At 68.0% G+C, this 23,324-nt stretch carries 22 protein-coding genes; 10 read left to right on the top strand and 12 right to left on the bottom strand.

All coding sequences use genetic code 11. The features are described from left to right. Positions 1–2: 2 nt before the first annotated feature. Positions 3–1,757 carry a 2-oxoglutarate dehydrogenase, E2 component, dihydrolipoamide succinyltransferase gene (gene sucB, locus ABQE44_RS21960; protein ID WP_448431892.1) on the bottom strand — a complete coding sequence of 585 codons (1,755 nt, stop codon included), beginning with the start codon at positions 1,755–1,757 and terminating at the stop codon, positions 3–5. Between the two features lie 154 nt (positions 1,758–1,911). On the opposite strand from sucB, the gene ABQE44_RS21955 reads away from it, so the two are divergent. Both ABQE44_RS21955 and ABQE44_RS21950 read left to right on the top strand, forming a co-directional pair. After that, positions 1,912–2,256 (top strand): oxidoreductase, encoded by a 345-nt coding sequence (locus tag ABQE44_RS21955; protein WP_448394267.1) that lies wholly within the window; start codon positions 1,912–1,914, stop codon positions 2,254–2,256. Between the two features lie 53 nt (positions 2,257–2,309). Continuing rightward, complete coding sequence (locus ABQE44_RS21950) at positions 2,310–4,076, top strand: SDR family oxidoreductase (RefSeq protein ID WP_448431890.1); 1,767 nt, start codon at positions 2,310–2,312, stop codon at positions 4,074–4,076. 109 nt (positions 4,077–4,185) lie between these two features. On the opposite strand, the gene ABQE44_RS21945 is transcribed toward ABQE44_RS21950, so the two are convergent. Together ABQE44_RS21945 and ABQE44_RS21940 are read right to left on the bottom strand one after the other, a co-directional pair. Continuing rightward, entirely contained in the window at positions 4,186–5,700 is a 1,515-nt protein-coding gene (locus ABQE44_RS21945; RefSeq protein ID WP_448431888.1) for a leucyl aminopeptidase, read from the bottom strand. 17 nt (positions 5,701–5,717) lie between these two features. Beyond that, positions 5,718–6,803 (bottom strand): adenylate/guanylate cyclase domain-containing protein, encoded by a 1,086-nt coding sequence (locus ABQE44_RS21940; RefSeq protein ID WP_448431886.1) that lies wholly within the window; start codon positions 6,801–6,803, stop codon positions 5,718–5,720. Between the two features lie 44 nt (positions 6,804–6,847). On the opposite strand from ABQE44_RS21940, the gene gcvT reads away from it, so the two are divergent. Both gcvT and ABQE44_RS21930 read left to right on the top strand, forming a co-directional pair. Beyond that, positions 6,848–7,942 (top strand): glycine cleavage system aminomethyltransferase GcvT, encoded by a 1,095-nt coding sequence (gcvT, locus tag ABQE44_RS21935; protein WP_448431884.1) that lies wholly within the window; start codon positions 6,848–6,850, stop codon positions 7,940–7,942. Positions 7,943–7,964: 22 nt separating this feature from the next. After that, entirely contained in the window at positions 7,965–9,083 is a 1,119-nt protein-coding gene (locus ABQE44_RS21930; RefSeq protein ID WP_448431882.1) for a branched-chain amino acid aminotransferase, read from the top strand. On the opposite strand, the gene ABQE44_RS21925 is transcribed toward ABQE44_RS21930, so the two are convergent. The 4 genes from ABQE44_RS21925 to ABQE44_RS21910 are packed head-to-tail and all read right to left on the bottom strand — an operon-like array spanning position 9,084 to position 12,029. Then, on the bottom strand, positions 9,084–9,809 hold the full coding sequence (locus tag ABQE44_RS21925) for an adenosylcobinamide-GDP ribazoletransferase (protein WP_448394261.1): 726 nt from the start codon (positions 9,807–9,809) through the stop codon (positions 9,084–9,086). It abuts the gene before it with no gap. Positions 9,810–9,814: 5 nt separating this feature from the next. Continuing rightward, positions 9,815–10,870 carry a nicotinate-nucleotide--dimethylbenzimidazole phosphoribosyltransferase gene (gene cobT, locus ABQE44_RS21920; RefSeq protein ID WP_448431880.1) on the bottom strand — a complete coding sequence of 352 codons (1,056 nt, stop codon included), beginning with the start codon at positions 10,868–10,870 and terminating at the stop codon, positions 9,815–9,817. Further along, complete coding sequence (locus ABQE44_RS21915) at positions 10,867–11,388, bottom strand: bifunctional adenosylcobinamide kinase/adenosylcobinamide-phosphate guanylyltransferase (RefSeq protein ID WP_448394259.1); 522 nt, start codon at positions 11,386–11,388, stop codon at positions 10,867–10,869. The genes cobT and ABQE44_RS21915 overlap by 4 nt, the downstream gene beginning before the upstream one ends. Positions 11,389–11,393: 5 nt before the next feature. After that, positions 11,394–12,029 (bottom strand): DUF3043 domain-containing protein, encoded by a 636-nt coding sequence (locus ABQE44_RS21910; protein WP_448394320.1) that lies wholly within the window; start codon positions 12,027–12,029, stop codon positions 11,394–11,396. 178 nt (positions 12,030–12,207) lie between these two features. On the opposite strand from ABQE44_RS21910, the gene ABQE44_RS21905 reads away from it, so the two are divergent. Next, positions 12,208–12,570, top strand: a complete 363-nt coding sequence (locus ABQE44_RS21905) for a HesB/IscA family protein (RefSeq protein ID WP_448394258.1) — start codon at positions 12,208–12,210, stop codon at positions 12,568–12,570. 4 nt (positions 12,571–12,574) lie between these two features. On the opposite strand, the gene ABQE44_RS21900 is transcribed toward ABQE44_RS21905, so the two are convergent. Continuing rightward, positions 12,575–13,228, bottom strand: coding sequence for an Rv0361 family membrane protein (locus ABQE44_RS21900; protein ID WP_448431878.1), 654 nt, complete (start codon positions 13,226–13,228; stop codon positions 12,575–12,577). 131 nt (positions 13,229–13,359) lie between these two features. Here ABQE44_RS21900 and ABQE44_RS21895 point away from each other — a divergent pair, with 131 nt between their 5' ends. Then, positions 13,360–14,337 (top strand): carbohydrate kinase family protein, encoded by a 978-nt coding sequence (locus ABQE44_RS21895; RefSeq protein ID WP_448431876.1) that lies wholly within the window; start codon positions 13,360–13,362, stop codon positions 14,335–14,337. A 12-nt stretch (positions 14,338–14,349) separates the two neighbouring features. On the opposite strand, the gene asnB is transcribed toward ABQE44_RS21895, so the two are convergent. Further along, the gene (asnB, locus tag ABQE44_RS21890) at positions 14,350–16,293 is read right to left on the bottom strand and encodes an asparagine synthase (glutamine-hydrolyzing) (RefSeq protein WP_448431874.1); all 1,944 of its coding nucleotides are present in this window, start codon (positions 16,291–16,293) and stop codon (positions 14,350–14,352) included. A gap of 105 nt (positions 16,294–16,398) precedes the next feature. Between asnB and ctaC the strand changes: the two genes are divergently transcribed. The 4 genes from ctaC to ABQE44_RS21870 all read left to right on the top strand — a co-directional run bounded on the left by ctaC (position 16,399) and on the right by ABQE44_RS21870 (position 19,509). Then, entirely contained in the window at positions 16,399–17,433 is a 1,035-nt protein-coding gene (ctaC, locus tag ABQE44_RS21885) for an aa3-type cytochrome oxidase subunit II (RefSeq protein ID WP_448394254.1), read from the top strand. Positions 17,434–17,442: 9 nt separating this feature from the next. Beyond that, positions 17,443–17,862 carry a cytochrome c oxidase subunit 4 gene (locus tag ABQE44_RS21880; protein WP_448394253.1) on the top strand — a complete coding sequence of 140 codons (420 nt, stop codon included), beginning with the start codon at positions 17,443–17,445 and terminating at the stop codon, positions 17,860–17,862. Between the two features lie 175 nt (positions 17,863–18,037). Further along, the gene (locus tag ABQE44_RS21875; protein ID WP_448431872.1) at positions 18,038–18,838 is read left to right on the top strand and encodes an MmpS family transport accessory protein; all 801 of its coding nucleotides are present in this window, start codon (positions 18,038–18,040) and stop codon (positions 18,836–18,838) included. Next, positions 18,838–19,509 (top strand): DUF2561 family protein, encoded by a 672-nt coding sequence (locus tag ABQE44_RS21870; protein ID WP_448394251.1) that lies wholly within the window; start codon positions 18,838–18,840, stop codon positions 19,507–19,509. Before ABQE44_RS21875 ends, ABQE44_RS21870 begins: the two co-directional genes overlap by 1 nt. A gap of 96 nt (positions 19,510–19,605) precedes the next feature. Here the strand turns inward: ABQE44_RS21870 and qcrB are convergent, their stop codons facing one another. Genes qcrB through qcrC form a run of 3 tightly spaced genes read right to left on the bottom strand, consistent with a single transcriptional unit; the run spans position 19,606 to position 23,305 of the window. Beyond that, positions 19,606–21,294, bottom strand: a complete 1,689-nt coding sequence (qcrB, locus tag ABQE44_RS21865) for a cytochrome bc1 complex cytochrome b subunit (protein ID WP_448394250.1) — start codon at positions 21,292–21,294, stop codon at positions 19,606–19,608. Continuing rightward, entirely contained in the window at positions 21,291–22,502 is a 1,212-nt protein-coding gene (qcrA, locus tag ABQE44_RS21860; protein ID WP_448394249.1) for a cytochrome bc1 complex Rieske iron-sulfur subunit, read from the bottom strand. The genes qcrB and qcrA overlap by 4 nt, the downstream gene beginning before the upstream one ends. Further along, complete coding sequence (gene qcrC / locus ABQE44_RS21855) at positions 22,499–23,305, bottom strand: cytochrome bc1 complex diheme cytochrome c subunit (RefSeq protein WP_448394248.1); 807 nt, start codon at positions 23,303–23,305, stop codon at positions 22,499–22,501. The genes qcrA and qcrC overlap by 4 nt, the downstream gene beginning before the upstream one ends. Positions 23,306–23,324: the final 19 nt, after the last annotated feature.

The following is a 23,324-nucleotide window of genomic DNA, read 5'->3' as shown; positions in this document are numbered from 1 at the left end:
GCCTACAGACCCAGGTCGGCCTCGAACGCGCCCTCTTCGAGCCGGCGCTTGATGGTGGTCAAGAAGCGTCCGGCGTCGGCGCCGTCGATCAGCCGGTGGTCGTAGGTCAGCGGCAGGTAGCACACCGACCGGATGCCGATCGACTCGTTGCCGAACTCATCGGCGATCACCCGCGGCCGTTTGACGATCGCGCCGGTGCCCAGCATCGCCGCCTGCGGCGGCACCAGGATCGGGGTGTCGAACAGCGCGCCCTGGCTGCCGATGTTGGTGATGGTGAACGTGCCACCGGACAGCTCGTCGGGTTTGAGGTCAGCCGACCTGGCGCGCGCGGCGATGTCGGCGATCGCGCGGGCCAGCCCCGCCAACGACAGGTCGCCGGCGTTCTTGATCACCGGGGACAGCAGACCCTGTTCGGTGTCGACCGCGATGCCGAGGTGCTCGGCGTCGAAGTAGGTAATCTCCTTGGTGTCCTCGTTGTAGCTGGCGTTGACGTTCGGGTGCGCCTTGAGCGCGTCGACCACCGCGACGGCGACGAACGGCAGATACGTCAGGTTCACGCCCTCGCGTTCGGCGAAGCTGGCCTTGGCCTTTGCCCGCAGCGCCACGATCTTGGTCATGTCGACCTCGTGGGTCTGCGTCAATTGCGCTGTGGCCTGCAAAGATTCACGTGTCTTCTTGGCGGTGATCTGGCGGATCCTGCTGGCCTTCTGCGTACTGCCGCGCAGATGCGCCAGGGCCGGTGCCGGTGTCGCCGGCTGTCGGGCCGGCTGCGCCGCGGACGGCTGGGCGGCCGGCTCGGCGGGGGCCTTTGCGGCCTCCGCCGCGGCCAACACGTCCTGCTTGCGGATTCGGCCACCGACACCGGTGCCCTCCACCGTGGTGAGGTCGATGTTGTTCTCGGCGGCCAGTTTTCGCACCAGCGGCGTGACGTAGGGTGTCGAGTCGCCGGTGGGCTGCGCCTTGGGTTCGGCCTTCGGCTCCGGTTTGGGTTCGGGCTTCGGTTCCGGCTTGCGCTCGGACTTGGGCTCCTGCTTCGGCTCGGGCTCGGGCTCGGGCTCGGGTTCAGGTTCGGGTTCGGGCTTCGATTCCTGTTTGGCGGGAGCGGCGCCGGCGGCACCGACCTTGGCCAACTCGCCGCCGACCTCGACGGTGTCGTCTTCTTCGGCGGTGATCGACAGCAGGGTGCCGGCCACCGGGGAGGGAATCTCGGTGTCGACCTTGTCGGTGGAGACCTCGAGCAGCGGCTCGTCCACCTCGACCGAGTCGCCGACCTTCTTCAGCCACCGCGTCACGGTGCCCTCGGTCACCGACTCGCCGAGTTCGGGCATCAGGACCGGCGTCGCATCTTTGGAGTCTCCGCCGCCGTCGCCGCTGTCATCGGCCGGGGGCGATGGGGTTTCGGCCGGCTCCTCCTGCTCTTCGGCGGCCGGTTCGGACTGCGCGGCGGGCTGTTCGGCCGGCTTTTCTTCCTCGGCGGGCTGCTCCTGCTCCGCGCCACCGCCACCGGAATCGTCGTCGTCGGCGTCGCCGATCACGGCCAGTTCGCCACCCACCTCAACGGTGTCGTCCTCCTGGGCGATGATCTTTTTCAGCACCCCGGAGGCGGGGGAGGGAATCTCGGTGTCGACCTTGTCGGTGGACACCTCCAGCAGCGGCTCATCCTGTTCGACCGTGTCGCCCTCTTGCTTCAGCCAACGGGTGACGGTGCCCTCGGTGACGCTCTCACCGAGTGCGGGCATTTCAACGGAGATGGCCATGTATCGACTCCCTCGCTCCCTGGAACGGTCAGTCTCTTGCTCGGTCGATCGTCGTAACCCATCCTTTCACGTCTGCGCATCTGGTTTGCCTCAGACCTGTCGACCGTTTGCTCTGGCACTATCTTGGGAGGTAGACGAAGGGAGTGCGACCCGAGTGCGATTGTTCGGCAAATTCCGGCGCGGTGCGCGCACCAAAAGCGGCCAAGCCGCCGATCTGCAATACCTGCGGCAGTGGGTCGCCGACCATTACGGGGTAGAGGCTTTCGTCGAACCCAAGACCACCGTCACCGACGTCACCGTCGTGCTGGTCGCCGCCGACGGCGAATGGACGCGACGCACGACCGGGGGAGAAGCCGGTGCACGACGGCTCTCACAACGGCTCAACATCCCGGTCTACGACGTGCAGAAGGTCGGCTACCCCCAGCGGATGCGTGACTTCGACGAACGTCGCCGCATCGAACGCCGCCGCGCGCTGCGCAAGGAACTCGAGGACTCCTGACCGACGGGCCTGCTACGTTACCGGCGGTCCCACTAACTTCGGGTGGAGGTGTGATGGGCGACATCACGGAGCGGTTCGCCGACAGCGCTGACGGTGTCCGGATCGCGGTATATGAACAAGGCAACCCCGACGGTCCTACGGTGGTCCTGGTGCACGGTTGGCCGGATTCGCACGTCGTATGGGACGGCGTGGTGCCGTTGTTGGCCGACCGGTTCCGCATCGTGCGCTACGACAATCGTGGCGTCGGCAAGACCTCGGTGCCGAAGAAGATTTCCGATTACCGGATGTCTTGCTATGCAGACGATTTCGCCGCCGTTCTCGACAAAGTCGGCCCCGGTGAGCCGGTGCATGTGCTGGCGCACGACTGGGGCTCGACGGCGGTGTGGGAGTACCTGTCCCGCTCCGAGGCGCGTGACCGGGTCGCGTCGTTCACCTCGGTTTCGGGCCCAAGCGCCGATCACCTCAACCGTTACGTGATGGACAACCTCAAACGTCCGTACCGGCCGCGGCGGTTCATGCGGGCGCTGCGGCAGCTGACGGCGTTCTGGTACATGGGACTGTTCTCCGTCCCGGTCGTGGGGCGGGCGGTCGTGCGGCGCGGCTTCCGCGCCGGGGTCATGGGGCGGCGATTACAGCGCGAGGGCATCGTCGGCGAACAGATCCGCCATTCCGCCGACGTCGCGGCCGACGCCGTCAACAGCCTGAAGGTGTACCCCGCCAACTACTTTCGGTCGCTGAGCACCGCGAGGACCGACCACTACGTCGACGTTCCGGTGCAGCTGATCGTCAACGTCAACGATCCGCACGTGCGACCGTTCGTCTACGACGACACCGAGAAGTGGGTGGCGCGGCTGTGGCGCCGTGACGTGCACGCCGGGCACTGGTCGCCGATGTCTCATCCGCAGCTGATCGCGCAATCGGTGCACGAGCTCGTCGACCATCTCGGCGGGAGACCGGCGAGCCGCGGCCTATTGCGGGCACAGGTCGGCAGGTCGCGCAAATACTTCGGGGACACGCTGGTTTCGGTGACCGGCGCGGGCAGCGGCATCGGCCGCGAGACCGCGTTGGCGTTCGCCGGTGAGGGCGCCGAGGTGGTGGTCAGCGATATCGACGAGGCCGCCGCCAAGGAGACCGCCGCCCAGATCGCTGCGCGCGGCGGTATAGCACACGCGTACCGCCTCGATGTGTCCGACGCCGACGCGGTGGAGCGCTTCGCCGAGCAGATCTGCGCCGCGCACGGCGTGCCCGACGTAGTGGTCAACAATGCAGGCGTCGGGCACTCCGGGATGTTTCTGGACACCCCGCGCGACGAGTACGACCGGGTGTTGAGCATCAACTTCGGCGGAGTCGTCAACTGCTGCAGGTCTTTTGGGCGTCGACTCGTCGGGCGTGGTATGGGCGGGCACATCGTCAACATCTCGTCGATGGCGGCGTACGCACCGCAGCAGGCGATGAACGCCTACGCGACGAGCAAGGCCGCGGTGTTCATGTTCGGCGACTGCCTGCGCGCCGAGCTGGCTCAGGCCGGCGTCGGGCTGACCACGGTGTGTCCCGGCGTGATCAACACCAACATCGTGCACACCACCCGCTTCAACGCGCCCGCAGGTAAGGAGGATGGTGTGGAGGCGCGGCGCGCGCAGCTCGAGAAGCTGTTCGCGCTGCGCCGATACGGTCCGGAGAAGGCGGCCAAGGCGATCGTGTCGGCGGTCAAGAAGAACAAGCCGATTCGACCCGTCGCGCCCGAGGCTTATTTCGTCTACGGCGCGGCCCATCTGCTGCCGCAGGCAATGCGAAGCACCACTCGCGGCCGCGTTTTGTAGCGGCCGGCCCAAACCGACGTTTTGGCGGATTTGATCGCGCGAGATCGACCATTACGTCAGTCTCGGCGGTGGGCATCTGCCTAATCAGCCGCTCGCGGCGTCTGCCTAATCAGCCGCTCGCGGCTATGTCCTCCAAGACCGCGAACATCGTGCGCGTCGGCACCCCGGTGCCGCCCTTGCCGGTGTAACCCCACGGACCGCTGGTGTTGTAGGCCGGGCCCGCGATGTCGATGTGCGCCCACTGCACACCCTCGGGCACGAACTCCCGAAGATAGGTGCCCGCGACCAGCATGCCCGCGAAGCGTGAACCGCTGACGTTGGCCAGGTCGGCCACCGTCGACTTGAGATCGTCCTTGAGCTCCTCGGGCAGCGGCATCGGCCAGCCGTTTTCACCCACCCGCTGCGACAGCTCGGCGACCCGGTCGCGGAACTCGTCGCTGCCCATCACCCCGGGCGTGCGGGCGCCCAGCGCCACGGTCTGCGCGCCGGTCAGCGTCGACGTCTCGATCAGGTAGTCGGGCTCGTCCTCGCCGGCCCGCACGATCGCATCCGCCAGCACCAGCCGCCCTTCGGCGTCGGTGTTGAGCACCTCGACCGTGATGCCGCCGTACTGGGTCAGCACGTCACCGGGCCGCTGCGCGGTGGCCGACGGCATGTTCTCGGCCATCGGCACCGTGGCGGTGACGTCGATCGGCAGCTTCTGCTTGGCCGCCAGCACCACCGTCGCGATGACGGCCGCCGCGCCCCCCATATCCGAGGTCATGTGGTGCATGTTGGCCGCCGGCTTGATCGAGATACCGCCGGTGTCGAACGTGATGCCCTTGCCCACCAGCGCCACCCGCTTGCCGTTGCGCTTGGCGCCCTTGTGCGTCAACCGCACCAACCGCGGCGGGCGCGACGACCCCTTGCCGACGCCGATGATGCCGCCGTAACCCGCCTTCTCGAGCGCCTTCTCGTCGAGGATCTCGACCTCAAGTCCGGCTGATTCACCCAAAGCCTTTGCACGCTTGGCGAACTCGCCGGGAAACAGGTGACTCGGCGGAGTGTTGACGAAATCACGTGCGGTCGCCACCGCGGTGGCGATATCGGCAGCGCGCTGCGCGGCGTCCTTCTTCGCGCTGGTGCTCAGCGCAGTGATAGCCCGCAGCCCGGGGTCTTTGGGAGCGGTCTTGTCGCTGCGGAAATCGGTGAACCGGTAGGCGCCGAGGATCAGCCCCTCGACCGTCGCGTCCAGATCGATGTCCGACAGCGTGGTGGACACCGTCTCGGCGCCGTTCAGCGAGCGCGCCGCCACCCCGGCCGCGCGGCGGATGACATCGGCGTCGTACTCGTCCCGCCGCTTGCCGAGCCCGACCGCCAACACGCTGCTTACCGGCAGTGACGGCACCACCACGCGGGTGACCTGCTCGGCGCCGCCCTTGGCGCCGAGCGCCTCGAGGGCGACCTCGATGTCTCCGACGGCCTTGGCGCCGAGGAACGGGTTGGCCACGACGCTCGGCGCCGCCCGGTCGTCGTCCCCGTTCACCACCGGCACGATCAGCACAGACGAATCGAGCTTGCGCTTGGGCAGGGACGAACTGACGGAGACGCTGGGGGCTTGGTAGCCGACGTTTGCAGGGCTCACGGGCCTAACCTTAGTCGTCAGCGGCCGACCCGCAGGTCGTAGGCCTGCACGGGAGTATCGAAACCCTTGAGCAACAACGCATCCTGCGCCACCGCCGGCCAGTCGCCCAGCTGATCGCGCACATCGTCGCCGGCGAGGATCTGCCCGGGCGCCGCGGCCGCGACCAGCCGGGCGGCCAGGTTGACCGGATTGCCGAAATAGTCGCCGCCGACGGCCAGCACCGCGCCGTAGCCGAGACCCGCGCGGACCTGCAGGCCGGCCTCCCGCGCCCGCGGATGTTCGACCAGGTCGACGGCCACCTTCACGAGCAGTTCCGGCGTCGAGGTCACCCACATCACCTCGTCGCCGATGAACTTCACCACCCGGCCACCGTCGACGTGCACCAGATCGCTGACCACGCCGCCGAAATCGACAAGCAGATCCGACAACTCGGTCGGCGTCAGCCGCTGGGTCAGGGCGGTGAAACCGGTCAGGTCCGCGAACCCGACGCCGCACCTTACGGTGGCCGTGTCGTCGCTGATGACGTGCTCGAAATGGGCGCGCGCGCTGACGATGTGCTGGCGGAACACGGTTTCGATCAGCACGCCGAACCGCTGCGTGGCCTCGGAGACTGCGCGGAATGCTTTCGCGGTGGTGAGCTCGTCCTGCGTGTGGGTCATCTGGATGTCCGGCGCCGCGATGCGCACCATCGTCGAGCCGGCCTCGGCGAGCCGCGACATCGACGTGCCGAGCACCCGCAGAAATGCCAGCGCCGCCTCGGCTCCGACCGTCGCCTTGACCCCCACCCACACCGACAGCCCCTCCAGGTCGGCTTCGCTCAGCGCCACATCGTGGGGTTCGGCGACGCCGAGCCCCAGCGCGGCCCACGCACGCATGAGCTCGTCTAGCGACACGCCGAGCGCCTCGGCGGCGCGACGGTAGCTGTATACCGGCCGACCCGACTGCTGCAACACGTCACCGGCGAGCCCGAAGAGCCGTCCGCGGCGCTCGGCCTCGACCATCTCGTCGGCGCTGAACCCCAGCCCGTCGAGATACTCGATCAAGGCTGCTCGACGGTGCGCGTCGGCGATGCCCGCTTCTTGCAGCGCGTCGAGATCGACCACCACACAAGTGTGACAAGGTCAGCGGCACATTAGGGTGGTTCGGCGTGAGCGAGATATCGAAGGGGCCGCTGGAAGACCGTCACCGCGAACTCGGCGCGAGCTTCGCCGAATTCGGTGGCTGGCTGATGCCGGTGTCGTATGCGGGCACGGTCAGCGAGCACACCGCGACGCGCAACGCCGTCGCTCTGTTCGACGTCAGCCATCTGGGCAAGGCGCTGGTGCGCGGGCCGGGCGCGGCCGAGTTCGTCAACTCCGCGCTCACCAACGATCTGCGCCGCATCGCTCCCGGCAAGGCGCAGTACACGTTGTGCTGCACCGAATCCGGAGGCGTTGTAGACGACCTGATCGCCTACTACGTCTCCGACGACGAGATCTTCCTGGTGCCCAACGCCGCCAACACCGCCGCGGTGGTGGCCGCGCTGCAGCAGCACGCGCCCGCTGGCGTCATGGTCACCGACGAACACCGCTCCTACGCCGTGCTCGCCGTGCAGGGCCCCAAATCCACCGATGTAGTCGCCGCGCTGGGGTTGCCGACCGACATGGACTACATGGGCTACGTCGACGCCGAATTCGACGGCATCCCGCTGCGGGTATGCCGCACCGGCTACACCGGTGAGCACGGTTACGAACTGCTGCCGCCGTGGGACCGCGCGCAGACGGTGTTCGACGCGCTGCTCACGCAGGTCCGCGCCCATGACGGTGAACTGGCCGGGCTGGGCGCACGCGACACACTGCGCACCGAGATGGGTTATCCACTGCACGGTCACGAACTCTCCGAGCAGATGTCGCCGCTGCAGGCCCGCTGCGGCTGGGCCATCGGCTGGAAAAAGGATGCGTTCTGGGGCCGCGAGGCGCTGCTGGCCGAAAAGGAGGCCGGGCCCGCCCGGCTGCTGCGCGGGCTCAAGGCCGTCGGGCGCGGGGTACTGCGCGCCGACCTCACCGTGCTCGACGGTGACCGCCCAGTGGGGACGACGACGTCGGGAACCTTTTCTCCGACTTTGAAAGTCGGCATCGCGCTGGCGCTGATCGACACCGCCGCCGAGATTGCCGACGGGCACCGCGTCACCGTCGACGTGCGCGGTCGTCCCATCGAATGCGAGGTGGTCAAGACGCCGTTCGTGGAGGCGAAAACTCGGTAGTCAGCGCATATACAATCGCTTCATGACTGATGGCCACCTCCAGTTCACGGTTGAGCGCAACGCAAACCCGGCGAGCGATGAGGTACGGGCATCGATTCTGGCCAATCCCGGCTTCGGCCAGTACCACACCGACCACATGGTGTCGCTCGACTGGCGGAAGGACGGGGCCGACGGCAAAGGCTGGCACAACGCCCGCGTGATCCCGTACGGGCCCATCGAACTGGACCCGTCGGCGATCGTGCTGCACTACGCCCAAGAGGTGTTCGAGGGTCTGAAGGCCTACCGGTGGGCCGACGGGTCGATCGTGTCGTTTCGGCCCGAAGCCAACGCGCGCCGGCTGGGCACCTCAGCACGTCGGCTGGCCATCCCCGAACTGCCCGAAGGGGTGTTCATCGAGTCGCTGCGCCAGCTGATCGCGCTCGATGAGGCGTGGGTTCCCGCCGCGGGCGGGGAGGAGTCGCTGTATCTGCGGCCGTTCATCTTCGCCACCGAACCCGGTCTCGGGGTGCGCCCGGCGAGCGAATACCGCTACATGGTCATCGCCAGTCCGGCGGGCGCCTATTTCATGGGCGGCGTCAAACCGGTCAGCGTGTGGCTGTCGACGGAGTACGTGCGGGCCTGTCCCGGCGGCACCGGCGCGGCCAAGTTCGGCGGTAACTACGCCGCATCGCTGCTGGCCCAAGCGCAAGCCATCGAAAACAACTGCGACCAGGTGGTGTGGCTCGACGCCGCCGAACGCCGCTTCATCGAAGAGATGGGCGGGATGAACCTGTTCTTCGTGTTCGGCAGCGGCGGGTCGGCGCGGTTGGTCACCCCCGAGCTGAGCGGGTCCATACTTCCCGGCGTCACCCGAGATTCCTTGCTGCAGTTGGCAACTGACGCCGGCTTCACCATCGAGGAACGAAAGATCGACGTCGACGAGTGGCAGAAGAAAGCCGCCGCGGGTGAGATCACCGAGGTGTTCGCCTGCGGCACCGCCGCCGTCATCACCCCGGTCGCCCACGTCAAGCACGCCGACGGCGAGTTCACCATCGCCGACGGCGGCGCGGGCGAGATCACGATGGCGCTGCGCGACACGCTGACCGGGATCCAGCGCGGCACCTTCGCCGACACGCACGGCTGGATGGCCCGGCTGAACTGATCAGCCGATCGCCAGACCGACCGCGGTCAGCGTCGTGGTGACCTCGACCGTCGCGCCGAGCACGTCGCCGGTGATGCCGCCGAACCGCCGGACACAGTGCGCGACCAGCAGCACGCCGCACAACAGGGCGACGACGACCACCACCGGGCCCTGCCACGGCCGCGGGCCGGCCAGAACCGCCAGACCCGCCACCGCGAGCGCCCAGAGCGCCACCACGGCCAACGGCTGAGTGCCCGCGACCCGGGCGCCAAGCGAGCTACCCGCCGCGGCGGGCACCGCGCGCCGGCACGCCGCCACGACGGCCACCCGCCCGGCCGTCACCGCGACGATCACGCCGACCGCGCTGAGTTCGGTCAGCGCGAACGCCTGGGCCAGGATCACCACGACGACGGCCGCCGCGCCGAACGGGCCCGTTGAGCCGTCGCGCATCACCTCGAGCGCCCGCTGCGGCTGCCCGTAGCAGCCCAGCGCGTCGGCCGTGTCGGCCAGCCCGTCGATGTGCAGCCCGCGGGTCGCGACCAACAACACCGCCACCGCCGCCACACCGCCCAGCGCACTGCCCGCGCCGAACGCCACGTCGGCCAGCCACAGCGCGCCGGCGGCGAGCGCCCCCAGCGCCAGGCCGACCAGCGGCAGCGCGGTCAGCGCACCGCGCCCGACGGCGACAGAGGTGCGCACCGGCGCGATGCTGCCGAACGCGAACGCCGCGGCGACCGAACCGAACACCGCGGCTACCGCTCCTCGGGGCCGCGGCTGATCCCGGCTTCGTCGAACGTTGCCATCGACGCCAGCGCCGCCACCGCCGCCTGCAGGATCGGCAGCGCCACCGCGGCGCCGGTGCCCTCACCCAGCCGCATCCCCAAGTCGACGATCGGCTCCAGTTGCAGGCGCTGCAGCGCCACCGCGTGCGCCGGTTCGGCGGAGCGGTGACCCGCCTGCCACCACTGCCGCGCGCCCGGGGCCAGCCGCTCGGCCGCCAGCGCGGCCGCGCTGCCCACCAGGCCGTCCAACAGCACCGGGGTGCGGCGCAGCGCGGCCTGCGCGCAGAACCCCGCCATCGCGGCCACCTCGGCGCCGCCGCAAATCCGCAGCAGCGCAACAGGATTGCCCGCAGCTGCGCGCGCCCGGTACAGCGCATCGCGGATCGCCGCGGTCTTGCGCGCCCAGCCGGCGTCGTCGACGCCGGTGCCCCTGCCCACGACGGCGACCGGTTCCGAATCGGTCAGCGCCGCAATCAATGTCGTCGCCGGCGTGGTGTTCCCAATGCCCATGTCACCGGCGATCAGCAGGTCCGCGCCCGAATCGACTTCCTCGTCGGCGATTTGCCGACCGGCCTGCAGCGCGGCGGCGACTTCCTCGCCGCTCAGCGCATCCTCGACGGCGATGTTGCCGCTGCCGCGGCGCACCTTGTACTTGCCGATCGCCGGCGACAGCGGCTCGGCCACGTCCACCGCGATGTCGGTCACCCGCACCGTCGCCCCGGCCACCCCGGCCAGCACGTTAATCGCCGCTCCGCCGGCGTCGAAGTTGGCCAGCATCTGCGCGGTGACCTCGGTCGGATACGCCGACACACCGGCCGCGGCCACCCCGTGGTCGCCGGCGAACACCACCACCCGGGGCCGTTGAAACGGCTGCGGCGGGCACTGATCCTGGCAGGCGGCCACCCACACCGACAGGTCCTCGAGCCGGCCCAGCGAGCCGGACGGTTTGATCAACCGGTCCTGCCGGGCGCGCGCAGCCGCGGCGACTTCCTCGTCGGGCGGTTGGACGGCGGGAAAGTCGGTCACCGGCCGGTGTCCTTGACCGTGACGGGCTGACCGGCGACGACCAGCACCACCCGCTCGCACACGGCGGCCAGCCGCTGATTGAGCAGGCCCAGCTCGTCGGCGAAGCGTCGTCCCGCCTCGGTCGGCGGCACGACGGTCAACCCGACCTCCGGGCTGACCAGCGCCAGCGGCGCCGCAAACTCGCGGACTGCATCGAGCAGGTTGTCGACGTCGGCGGTCACCGAGCCACCGGTCCACGCGCCGGCGCGGTCCATCGCCGTCGTCAGCCAGGAGCCGACGTCGTCGACCAGCGTCGCGCTGGAGGTGGAGCGCAGCTGCGCGGCGACGTCGGAGGTCTCGACCGTCGACCACGAGCGCGGCCTGCGGTTGCGGTGGGCGGCCACCCGGGCCGCCCATTCGGCATCCCCGTCGGGTGCAGGGCCGGTGGCCAGATAGCAGACCGGTCCGGCCTCGGCGACGGCCGACTCGGCCCATTGGGACTTGCCCGACCGGATCCCGCCGAGCACCAGCGTGCGCACCGCGCTCAGGTGACCTTGTCGCCGCGGTTGACCTGCGGGCGGGGTGCGCGCATCCGGCGCAGCTGGGAGGCGCGGCTGGCCGCGTAGAAGCCCAACCGCCATCCGGTTTCGTTGTTGTCCGGAAACTTCTGGTCGGCCAGCCGGTTGACCTTGCGGCCGAGGACGAACCCGTCGATCACCATGACCAGCACGAGCAACAGCATTGCGGGGGAGAGTAGGCGCTGCACCTCCACGGAGGGCACCGACAGCATGACGAAGATCAGCGCCAACGCGGACGGCATGAACAGGCCGAGGATGTTGCGGCGGGCATCGACCACATCGCGCACGTACTTGCGCACCGGGCCCTTGTCGCGCGGCAGCAGGTAGGCGTCCTCGCCGGCCATCATCTTCTCGCGGCGTTCGGCCATATGGGCGCGGCGCTCGAGCTTCTCGGCCTTGCGCTCCTCGCGGGTCAGCTTGCTGCGCATTTCCTTGCGGCGCCGCCGCGCCTCGGCGGCCGTCATCGGGGCGGGCGCCACCGGACCGCGCTTGCGGCTGGACTGGTTGCGCTTGGGGGTCGGGCGACCCTTGGGCGGGGTGGTGCGTGGTGGGCTGTCTGAGGTGTTTTCGGCGTCCGGACCGTCGGCGGTGTCTTCGGACACATCTGATTCCGGTGTTTCGTCGTCGCGTTTCTTGCGGCCCAGCAGGTTCACGTCTGCCAGGTTACTTCCGTGGCGCCGGGGTGCTGCGACGAGCGGTGGACTAACTCGGGAATAGCGGACAGAGGGGGTACCGTTGTTTGGGTACGCCCCACCAGCTGAGGCATTACAGGAGACGTAAATGACAGTTCAGGAAGAGTCGGCCACCGGAACCGCCACCCACGGCGTGACCCTCAGCGATGCTGCAGCAGCCAAGGCCAAGGCGCTGCTCGATCAGGAGGGCCGCGACGACCTGGCGCTGCGTATCGCCGTTCAGCCGGGCGGTTGCGCCGGGCTGCGCTACAACCTCTTCTTCGACGACCGGTCCCTCGACGGCGACCTGACCGCCGAGTTCGGCGGCGTCAACCTGACCGTGGACCGGATGAGCGCGCCCTACGTGCAGGGTGCCGTGATCGACTTCGTCGACACCATCGAGAAGCAGGGCTTCACGATCGACAACCCCAACGCCGGCGGTTCGTGCGCCTGCGGCGACTCGTTCAACTGACGGCTCAGTACTGCCCGGTACGCGGGAGATACGAGCACACCAGCACGTCGTTGTCATAGGACAGCAGCTGCGCGACGGCCTGCTGCTCGGTCGGGCGCGGTTCACCGCGCCGGCCGCTGCTGGCCGGAGTGACGCTCATCGTGAACAACACCTGCGCCTGATGCGGTGAGGACCGCACGATCTTGTCGATGGACGCCACCTGGGCCTGGCTGTACTGCTTGCGGAACGCGTCGCTGGACAGACCGGCCAGGGCCAGGTCCGACCGCCGCTCCTTGACCGCGTCGAACAGCCCGCACAGCGTGTGCCGGGCCACGGTCTCATCGTCGCCGCCGGACAGGGCGTCCAGATACTCCTGGAGGGCTTCCTTGGCCGACGCTACGGTGAGCATCCCCGAAGCCGTGGCCGACGCGCTGTCGTCGCGGCCCGCCAACACGAGCGCGGTCACCAGGGCCCCGATCACCACCACCGCCAGCACCACGCCGACGATCACCGGCCACCGGCGCTTCTTTCCGTACTGCACCGGCGGCGGCATCATGCCCGGATACACCGGGGGAGCGTTGTCCGGATACGGTTGCGCCCCGGTTCCGGGATACGGTTGTGGGTACATTTGCGGGGTTGCCGGACCAGCGCCGTATTCGGGCGGATACGGACCAGCCATAAATTTTCTCCCCGGGGATGTGCGTAGGAATGTGCCGTCTACAGTGACCGAGCGGACACTTGTAGGCAGGTTAGCGCAAGTCTGACGGTGTCCGACGACAACAACCGTGAACTAATGAAGGGTGACGCTACGTGACCATTGCGGTGACCGGATCCATTGCGACCGACCATTTGATGCGCTTTCCTGGCCGGTTCTCCGAGCAGCTGCTGGCCGATCACCTGCAGAAGGTGTCGCTGAGCTTCCTCGTCGACGATCTGGTGATTCACCGCGGCGGCGTCGCAGGCAACATGGCCTACGCGGTCGGTGTGCTCGGCGGCGACGTCGCCCTTGTCGGCGCGGCGGGCCAAGACTTCGACGAATACCGCGCCTGGCTTGCGCAGGCGGGCGTGGACTGCGACAGCGTGCTGATCTCGCAGTCCTCCTACACCGCGCGGTTCGTGTGCACCACCGACGACGACATGGCCCAGATCGCGTCGTTCTACCCCGGGGCCATGTCCGAGGCCCGCAACATCTCCCTCGCCGACGTGGTCAAGCGGGTCGGCACCCCGGAACTGGTCATCATCGGCGCCAACGACCCCGACGCGATGTTCCTGCACACCGAGGAGTGCCGCAAACTCGGGTTGGCGTTCGCTGCCGACCCGTCCCAGCAGCTGGCCCGGCTCGACGGTGAGGAGATCCGCAATCTGATCAACGGCGCCACCTACCTGTTCACCAACGACTACGAATGGGATCTGCTGCTGGCCAAGAGCGGCTGGAGCGAGGCGCAGGTGATGAACCAGATCGGCATGCGCGTCACCACGCTGGGCCCCAAGGGCGTCGACCTGGTCAGCTCCGACGGTCAGTTCATCCACGTCGACGTCGTCCCCGAGAAGTGCCAGGCCGATCCGACCGGCATCGGCGACGCGTTCCGGGCCGGCTTCCTCACCGGCCGCAGCGCCGGGCTGAGCTTGGAGCGCTCGGCACAGTTGGCGTCGCTGGTCGCCGTGTTGGTGTTCGAGGCGCCCGGGCCCCAGGAATGGACGTGGAACCGTGACGAGGCTGTGCAGCGACTCAGCGACGCTTACGGCGCCGAGGCGGCTCAGGAGATCAACAAGGCCCTCGCCACGTAGCCAGGGGCTCGTTTAGAGCTGCACCGGATATGTCGGCTCGCTGATCTGCGGGGTGACGCTGCCTTCGACGAAGATCGCGTGCCACAGCAGAAAGATCAGCACCGTCCATAGCCGGCGGCTGTGATCGCTTGTCCCGCTGCGATGTTCGTCGAGCATGGTGCGCACGGCGGTGAGGTCGATGAGCTCACCGGCCTGTGACGAGCCGACCATCGCGTGCGCCCAGTCCAGCAGCTCGCCAGCGCGCAGCCAGTGCCGGATCGGCACCGGGAAACCCAGCTTGGGCCGGTTGAGCACATGCGCGGGCACGATCGGTTCCAAGGCGCGCCGCAGTGCGTACTTGGTGGTGGCCCGGGTGATCTTCTGCTCGGCGGGCAGCCGCGACGCCACCGCGAACACCTCGGGATCCAGGAACGGCACCCGCAGTTCCAGCGAGTTGGCCATGGTCATCTTGTCGGCCTTGACCAGGATGTCGCCGCGCAGCCAGGTGAACAGGTCGATGTGCTGCATGCGTGCCACCGGGTCGGCGCCTTCTGTCGCGGCGTAAAGCGGCGCGGTGACGTCGGTGTGCGTCCACTCCTGGCGGAAGCCGGGCAGCACCGCGCGAAGCTGTTCGTCGGAGAAGCTACGAGCGTTGCCGTAGTAGCGCTCCTCGAGCGTGAGCGAGCCGCGGTGCAGCAGGCTCTTGCCGCGCATCCCTTCGGGCAGGGGTCGTGACGCCTTGCCGAGCGAGCGCCGCACCGGCCGGGGCAGGTAGTCGAATGCCTTCAAGGACAACGGTTCCCGGTAGATCGTGTAACCGCCGAACAATTCGTCGGCGCCTTCGCCGGACAGCACCACCTTGACGTGTTTGCGGGCCTCCCGCGCGATGAAGAACAACGGCACCAGCGCCGGATCGGCGACGGGTTCGTCGAGATACCAGACGATTTCGGGAAGCGCCGCGACGAACTCGGGCTGCGTCACCACCTTGGTCACATGCCGGGCGCCGATCGCCTCCGCCGATGCGACCGCCACGTCGACCTCGGAGAAGCCCTCCCGCTCGAACCCGGTGGTGAACGTGATCAGCCGCGGGTTGTGCCGCATCGCCAGCGCGGCGATCGCGGTGGAATCGATACCGCCGGACAGGAATGCGCCGACCGTGACGTCGGCGCGCATGTGCTTGGCGACCGAGTCCTCGAGCACCGCGGTGATCTCGTCGTAGCGGGTTTGTTCCTCGCCGGGGGTGACCGGCACCGGGGTGAACTGCGGGGTGAAGTAACGCGTCACCTGCGGCGGCTGTCCGGGACTTACGCGCGCATAGCTGCCCGACTCCAGCCTGCGCACACCGCTGTGCAGCGTCTCGGGCTCGGGCACGTACTGCAACACGGTGTAGTGCTGCAGCGCGCGCCGATCCAGCGTCCGGTCGATGCCGAGGTCATCGGCCAACTCCAGCAGGCACTTCTTCTCGCTGCCGAACGCGGTGCCGCCCGGCCCGGTCGCCATGTACAGCGGTTTGATGCCGAACGGATCTCGCGCGCAAAACAACTCGTTATCCACGGTGTCCCACAGCGCGAACGCGAACATGCCCCGCAGTCGGTTCAGCGCGTCGGTGCCCCAATGGTGGTAGGCGGCGACGATGGCTTCACCGTCGCCGTCGGTGGCGAACTCCGCGCCGAATTCAGCGCGTAGGTTCGCACGCAGTTCCAGGTAGTTGTAGATCTCGCCGTTGAACACCAGCACGTAACGGTCAGGGGACTCGGGCGGGCCCCAGCGCAGCGGTTGATGGCTGTGTGCGATGTCGATGATCGACAGCCGGTTGAACCCGAAAACGCTGACCGGGTGCGCCGAATCGTCCACCCACGTTCCCGGCTCATCGGGCCCGCGGTGGCGCATCAGGTGAGTGGCCGAAGAAACCCTTTCGACCAGACCAGATGACGCATCGGCGGACGGATCTCGCACCAGGGCCAACAGTCCGCACACGGCGCCAGTATGCCGAATAGCGAGGTGCTTCGAGACCGGTACCCGGTCGTGGTCTACGCTGCGTAGTATTCGGCCTGGCTCACGATCTCTTAGGGAGGCTCCAGCGTGACACCTCGCGTGTTCCGGGTGGCGGCGCTGTCGGTCGTCCTGGGTGGCACGGCGTTGCTGCTCAGCGGCTGCAGCTGGTCAGAAATTCTAGGTCTGGGCTGGCCCAACGGCATCACCCCGGAGGCGCACCTGAACCGGGAGTTGTGGATCGGTTCGGTGATCGCGTCGCTGGTCGTCGGTGCGATCGTGTGGGGGCTGGTCTTCTGGTCCGCGGCATTTCACCGCAAGAAGAAGACCGACACCGAGTTGCCGCGCCAGTTCGGCTACAACATGCCGCTGGAGCTGATCCTGACGGTTGTGCCGTTCCTGATCATCTCGGTGTTGTTCTACTTCACGGTCGTGGTGCAGGAGCGGATGCTGCACGAGGAGCCCAACCCCGAGGTCGTGGTCGACGTCACCGCGTTCCAGTGGAACTGGAAGTTCGGCTACCAGAAGATCGATTTCGCCGACGGCACCTTCACCTACGACGGCGCCGATCCGGAGCGCCAGGCCGCGGTGGCCTCGGGCCCCTCGGGCCTGGAGGGCGAGCACGGCGGCGAGTACGGCACCATCGCGGGCAAGCACCCCGCGGACCGCACCTACCTGAACTACAACAAGGTCGAGACGCTCGGAACCACCTACGAGATCCCGGTTCTCGTGGTGCCCGTCGGCAAGCGCATCGAGTTTCAGATCGCCTCGGCCGACGTCATCCACGCGTTCTGGATTCCGGAGTTCCTGTTCAAGCGGGACGTGATGCCCGACCCGGAGGCCAACAACTCCGACCGCTCGTTCCAGGTCAGCGAGATCAACGAGACCGGCGCGTTCGTGGGTCGCTGCGCGGAGATGTGCGGCACCTATCACGCGATGATGAACTTCGAACTGCGGGTCGTGGAGCCCAACGACTTCAAGGCGTACATGCAGCAACGCATCGACGGTGCCACCAACGCCGAGGCGCTGCGGGCGATCAACCAGCCACCGACGGCGGTCACCACGTTCCCGTTCGAGGCCCGCCGCGGCGAGCAGGCGCCGCCGATCACCGACGCCACCAGGTAGGGGTCATAGATGCATATCGAAGCCAGGCTGTTCGAGTTACTGACCGCGTTCTTCTTCATCGCCGCGGCGGTGTACGGAGTGCTGACCCACATGTTCGCCCAGGGCGGCGTGGAGTGGGCGGGCACCACCGCGCTGGTGTTGACCGGCGGCCTGACCCTGATCATCGGCACCTTCTTCCGGTTCGTGGCCCGACGTCTGGATACCCGGCCCGAAGACTACGAGGACGCCGAGATCAGCGACGGCGCGGGGGAGTTGGGTTTCTACGCCCCGCACAGCTGGTGGCCGGTGATGATCGCGCTGTCGGCGTCGATCGCGGCCGTCGGCCTGGCCCTCTGGTTGCCGTGGCTGATCGTGGCCGGCGTCTGCTTCGTGATCGCCTCCGCGGGCGGCCTGGTGTTCGAGTACTACACCGGCCCCGAACGGCACTGACCCGCGCTGGCCGACCGGACCGAGAAGGTCACAATCGGGCCACCACTTCGCCGGTAAACCGCGGCGTCAGACATCTCGGGGTGATGGCTTTGGGTAGTGTTACCGAGGCACGGTCGAGCCGCTTACGGTCGGAAGAACCCCGCGCCGGTTGAGTAGTCGAGAAGGATAGGCGTACATGAGCGGGCCGAATCCCCCGGATAACGACGGTTCGGATCTCGAAGGTCAAGAGCCGGCGCGCGCGTATTCCGCACCAGAGTCTGAGCAGTTCAGCAGCGGCCCCTACGTACCCGCCGACGCCTCCCTCTACGACTACGACAGCTATGAGCAGACCGAGCAGGTTGACCAGCCGCCGCCGCCGCGGTGGCCCTGGGTGGTGGGCGTGGCGGCCATCATCGCCGCCGTCGCGCTGGTCGCCTCGGTGTCCGTGCTGGTGACCCGCACCGACACCAGCAACCTGGCCACTCCGGCCCCGTCGACCACCACGACGCCGCCGGTGCAGGACGAGATCACCACGACCACGCCGCCGCCGCCCCCGCCCCCACCGCCGACGACGGAGCCGCCGCCGCCCCCACCGCCGCCGGAAACCGTGACGATCACCCAGGAGCCGCCGCCACCGCCGGCGCCCGCACCCGAGGAGCCCCCACCGCCGCCGCCGGCGACCAGTGAGCCGCCCCCGCCGCCGCCCCCGACGACCACGCAGGCGGGCCCGCGGCAGGTCACCTATTCGGTGACGGGCACCAAGGCCCCCGGCGACATCATCACGGTCACCTACATCGACGCCGCCGGGCGCAGCCGAACCCAGCGCAACGTCTACATCCCGTGGTCGCTGACCGTGACGCCGATCTCGCAGTCCGAGGTCGGCTCGGTGCAGGCGTCGAGTCTGTTTCTGGTCAGTAGGCTCAATTGTTCGATCACCACCAGTGACGGCACCGTGCTGTCCTCCAACACCAACAACGCTGCACAGACGAGCTGCTGATGACATATGACACCGATTCGGCGGGCCGCTCGGGCCTGACCGCAGGGCTGGACCCCGCCGAGCTCGATCCCATCGACCGCATCCTGCTCGGGGCGTGCGCAGCCATCTGGCTGATCGCGCTGGGCGTCGCGGTCGCCGCCACCATGGCCCTGATCGACCTGGGCCGCGGGGGAGCCGACTCCACCGGCGATTCCGGTACCCCCTGGGTTCTATACGCCATCATCGCGGTGTCGGCCTTGGTGATCGCCGGCGCCGTACCGCTGCTGCTGCGCGCCCGCCGCGAGACGCGGAGCGACGCCCCACCCGCCGCCGAGCCGCCCGCCGCCAGCGCGGCCACGACGCCCGACCGCGGTACGGAGGCGCCGACGGAGAAGCTCCAGTCGCTCAGTGCGGCCACCACCGCGGATTACGCCGCGCCGCGGATGCAGCGCACGTCGGCCCCGAGCCCGCTGGAAGCGGCCGTCGACCGGCTGTGGCTGCGCTACGCGGCGGTGATGGGCTGTGCGATCGGCGTGGCGATGGTGGCTATCGGCGTGGCGACCTATCTGATGGCCGTCGACAACACCGTGGCCGCGTGGGTGTTATACGTCGTGGCGGGCCTCGTAACCGCGGGGATGCCGGCAGTCCCGTGGTACTTCCTGCGCGAGCTGAACACCGTCACCGAGCGCTGACGCGCCCGCATGCACAGCGCACCGGCGCCCTGATACGAAAATCCCCAACACACCGCGAGTGTGTTGGGGACCTTCGTGTTTGGCAGGGCTAGCTGATCAATGGTGCCCGTTCTGCCCGTTGTGCCCGTCGAGCTCCTCCTGGTGCTCGCGCAACACGGTGAGCGCCCGGCGTTCGGAGGCGTGTGCCGCCTCGGCCAGGGCCTCGTGCTCGGACATCGGGTCCGCGAACAGGAAGCTGCCGCTGCCGGGCTCGCCTGCCGAGCCGAGCTTGTTCATCCGCTTGGGCACCGCGGTGCCCTGGTACTCCAACGGAATCGGATGACCGTGTTCGTCGACCGGGCCGAGCGGCTGGTGCAACTCGATGTAGGCACCGTGCGGCAGCCGCTTGATGATGCCGGTCTCGATGCCGTGCTCGAGCACCGCCCGGTCGCTGCGCTGCAGGCCGACGGCCCACCGGTAGGTGACGTAGTAGACGATCGCCGGCAGCACCACCGTGCCGATACGGCCGATCCACGTCGTCGCGTTCAGCGAGATGTGGAACTTGAACGCGATGATGTCGTTCATCGCGCACAGCGTCCACAACATATACAGCGAGATCGCCGCCGCACCGAGCGCGGTACGCACCGGAACGTCACGTGGCCGCTGCAACAGGTTGTGGTGCGCGTTGTCGCCGGTGAGCCTCTTCTCGATGAACGGGTAGATGATCAGCAGGACGAATACCAGCCCCATGATCACCGCCACCCACACCGACGCCGGGATCGTGTAGTTGCCGATATAGAACTCCCACGGCGGCCAGATACGGGCCAACCCCTCGGTCCACATCATGTAGAAGTCCGGTTGGCTACCCGCCGACACCATCGACGGTTTGTATGGCCCTAGGTTCCACACCGGGTTGATGGTCAGTAGACCGCCCATCAGACCGAGGATGCCCACGGTCATCGCGAAGAACGCACCCGACTTCACCGCGAACACCGGCATCACGCGCACGCCAACGACATTCGTCTCGGTGCGGCCGGGTCCGGGGAACTGGGTGTGCTTTTGGAACCACACCAGCGCCAGGTGCAGCCCGATCAGCGCCAGCATGATGCCCGGTAGCACCAGGATGTGCAGGGCATACATGCGGGGAATCCAGAAGCCGTCCTGGGTACACATGTAGCCCACGCCGCCACAAGGGAAGTCGCCGCCGAACAACGCCCAGTGCAGCCAGGTGCCGATCACCGGCATGCCCAGCGTGATCGACGACAGCGCGGCGCGCAGGCCGATGCCGGAGAGCAGGTCGTCGGGCAGCGAGTAGCCGAAGTAGCCCTCGAACATCGCCAGGATCAGCAGCAGCGAGCCGATCACCCAGTTGGCCTCACGTGGACGCCGGAACGCGCCGGTGAAGAAGATCCGGGCCAGGTGAACCATGATCGCCGCGGCGAACAGCAGTGCGGCCCAGTGGTGTACCTGCCGCACGAACAGGCCGCCGCGCACCTCGAAGCTGATATCGAGCGTGGATTCGTAGGCCTTCGACATCTGGATGCCGCGCAGCGGTTGGTAAACGCCGTTGTAGGTGACCTCGGCCATGGACGGGTCGAAGAACAGCGTCAGGTACACGCCGGTGATGATCAGCACGATGAAGCTGTACAACGCGATCTCGCCCAGCAGGAACGACCAGTGGGTGGGGAACACCTTGTTCAGTTGGCGCCGCACCGCCGCCGAGGGGTGGTAGCGCGAATCGATGTCGTCGCCTTGTCTGGCGGCCAATTCGGCCATGCTCGGAGGTTTCGGCAAGCTCGGACTCATTCTGTCCTCCGTTCCCAAAAGGCCGGACCAACGGGCTCGATGAAGTCGCCGTTAGCCACCAGATACCCGTCCTGGTCGATGGTGATCGGCAGCTGCGCCAACGCTCGCGCGGCCGGACCGAATATGGGCTTCGCGAAGTGCAGCGCATCGAACTGCGACTGGTGACACGGGCACAGGATGCGGTACGTCTGCTGCTCGTAAAGCGAAGAGGGACAACCCAAGTGAGAGCACACCTTGGTGTAGGCGAACAGGTCGCCGAAGTTGAAGCTCTCCTGGTTCTTGCGCTTGACGACCTTGGGCATGTCCTGCGGCTTGATCCTGATCAGCATCACCGGGTTGCGCACGCCCATCGCGATCTCGGCGAGGTGGTGTGCCGACTCGACGGTGGTGCCGTCGCCGTCGGATTCGCGCCACGGGAACACGGTCTCCATGCCGCCGGCGTCGATGTCCTCCGGACGCATCTTGATGAACGGTGACTCACCGGGAGTGCCGGTCGCACGCGCCAGATAGATCGTCTCGCCGTCGTAGCGCGGCGTCCACCCCGACGTCCACAGCACCGCTTTCTTGCCGTCGGCGGTCTGCACCACCGGTTTCCACGGGTTCTTGATCAACCCGCCGGCGAACGCCACCAGCGTGCCGAGTCCGAACGCGCCAAGCCCGACACCCAGGGACATCCCGATCAGCTTGCGCCGCTTCACCGTCGAACCCTCGAGCGCATCGGTGAGGTTGGCCACCACGGTCTTGCGGTGCAACTCCGGGGAGGCGCCGTCGTGGCGCTCCTGGATCGAAATCTCCTGCGGGATGAACTTTTTCTGGTACAGCACCGCGCCGACACCGATGGCCAGGATGGACAGACCGAACGTCAGCCCGTACATCGGGGTGGCGAGGCTGAACATGAACGCGCCTTCGGAGCCGGTCGGCTGCCACTCCCACGGCCAGAACAGGAACACCAGCAGCAGTGCCAGACCCGAAAGACCGCCCAGCATAAGCCAATACGCGACCAGACGTTCGGAGCGCTTCTCGGCCTTGGTGCCCTTGACGGGCCAGCGGTCCTCTTTGAGAACGGTCTCGACGCCGTCGAGCTTGCCGCCGAGAGCGACCAGCTCCTCGCGTGACATCGACGCCAGCTCGGCGTCGGTGGGCTGGCCGGGCTCCCCGGCGTGGCCGGGGGCGTCGGTGCCCTTGGGCATGTTTTCTGCGTCGGTCATGTGCGTGCTCCGATCCAGAGGGCCGTAGCGATGAGGGCCACCATGCCGATGATCCAGGCCGCCATGCCTTCCGGCGCCGGACCGAACCCGCCCAGCCCGTACCCGCCGTAGCTGGGCTCTTCCGCCGATCCGCGCACGTAGGCGACGATGTCGCGCTTTTCCTCAGGCGTCAGCTGGCGGTCGGAGAACTTGGGCATGTTCTGCGGGCCAGAGAGCATCGCGGTGTAGATCTGCGCCGGGTTCGCGCCACCCAGATCGGGGGCGTACTTACCCGACGACAGCGCGCCGCCCTTGCCGGTGAAGTTGTGGCAGGACGCGCAGTTCAGGCGGAACAGGTCACCGCCGCGTGCCACGTTGTCGCCGATCAGCGACTCCTGGGCGACCTCGCCGTTCTCGTCGCGCGGGACAACCGGTCCGCCGCCGTTGGCCTGTACGTACGCTCCGAGCGCGTCGGTCTGTGCCTCGTCGAACATCGGCGGCTTCTGCGGGGCTTGGGCCTCGCCGCGCATCGCGGGCATCCGGCCAGTCGACACCTGGAAGTACACCGACGCTTCGCCGACGCCGATCAAGCTGGGCCCGCGGTCGGGCACCCCCTGAAGGTTGACGCCATGGCAGGTGACACAAGACGTGTCGAACAACTGCTTGCCGGTGCGCAGCAGGGCCGACTGCGACTCATCGGCAACGGCCACCTGAGGCTGTGGCGTGAGCGTTGCGGCGAGCCCACCGGCGACGGCAAGTCCGAGCAGCAGCAGTACGCCCCCGGACAGGCGCCGGCGCAGCCGACGGCGCGACTTGTCGGTCATCGAACCCCTTTTCTCATCG

The sequence above is a fragment of the Mycolicibacterium sp. XJ2546 genome (assembly GCF_053483195.1).
The sequence above is the reverse complement of the archived record's forward strand: the minus strand, read 5'-3'. Positions and strand labels throughout refer to the sequence as shown.

Coding starts and splice junctions, on each gene's coding strand:
- sucB (WP_448431892.1), bottom strand. CDS start 1,757: ATGGCCATCTCCGTTGAAATGCCCGCACTCGGTGAGAGCGTCACCGAG.
- ABQE44_RS21875 (WP_448431872.1), top strand. CDS start 18,038: ATGAGCGGGCCGAATCCCCCGGATAACGACGGTTCGGATCTCGAAGGT.
- ABQE44_RS21905 (WP_448394258.1), top strand. CDS start 12,208: ATGACAGTTCAGGAAGAGTCGGCCACCGGAACCGCCACCCACGGCGTG.
- ABQE44_RS21930 (WP_448431882.1), top strand. CDS start 7,965: ATGACTGATGGCCACCTCCAGTTCACGGTTGAGCGCAACGCAAACCCG.
- ABQE44_RS21880 (WP_448394253.1), top strand. CDS start 17,443: ATGCATATCGAAGCCAGGCTGTTCGAGTTACTGACCGCGTTCTTCTTC.
- ABQE44_RS21900 (WP_448431878.1), bottom strand. CDS start 13,228: ATGGCTGGTCCGTATCCGCCCGAATACGGCGCTGGTCCGGCAACCCCG.
- ABQE44_RS21870 (WP_448394251.1), top strand. CDS start 18,838: ATGACATATGACACCGATTCGGCGGGCCGCTCGGGCCTGACCGCAGGG.
- ABQE44_RS21950 (WP_448431890.1), top strand. CDS start 2,310: ATGGGCGACATCACGGAGCGGTTCGCCGACAGCGCTGACGGTGTCCGG.
- qcrB (WP_448394250.1), bottom strand. CDS start 21,294: ATGAGTCCGAGCTTGCCGAAACCTCCGAGCATGGCCGAATTGGCCGCC.
- qcrA (WP_448394249.1), bottom strand. CDS start 22,502: ATGACCGACGCAGAAAACATGCCCAAGGGCACCGACGCCCCCGGCCAC.
- qcrC (WP_448394248.1), bottom strand. CDS start 23,305: ATGACCGACAAGTCGCGCCGTCGGCTGCGCCGGCGCCTGTCCGGGGGC.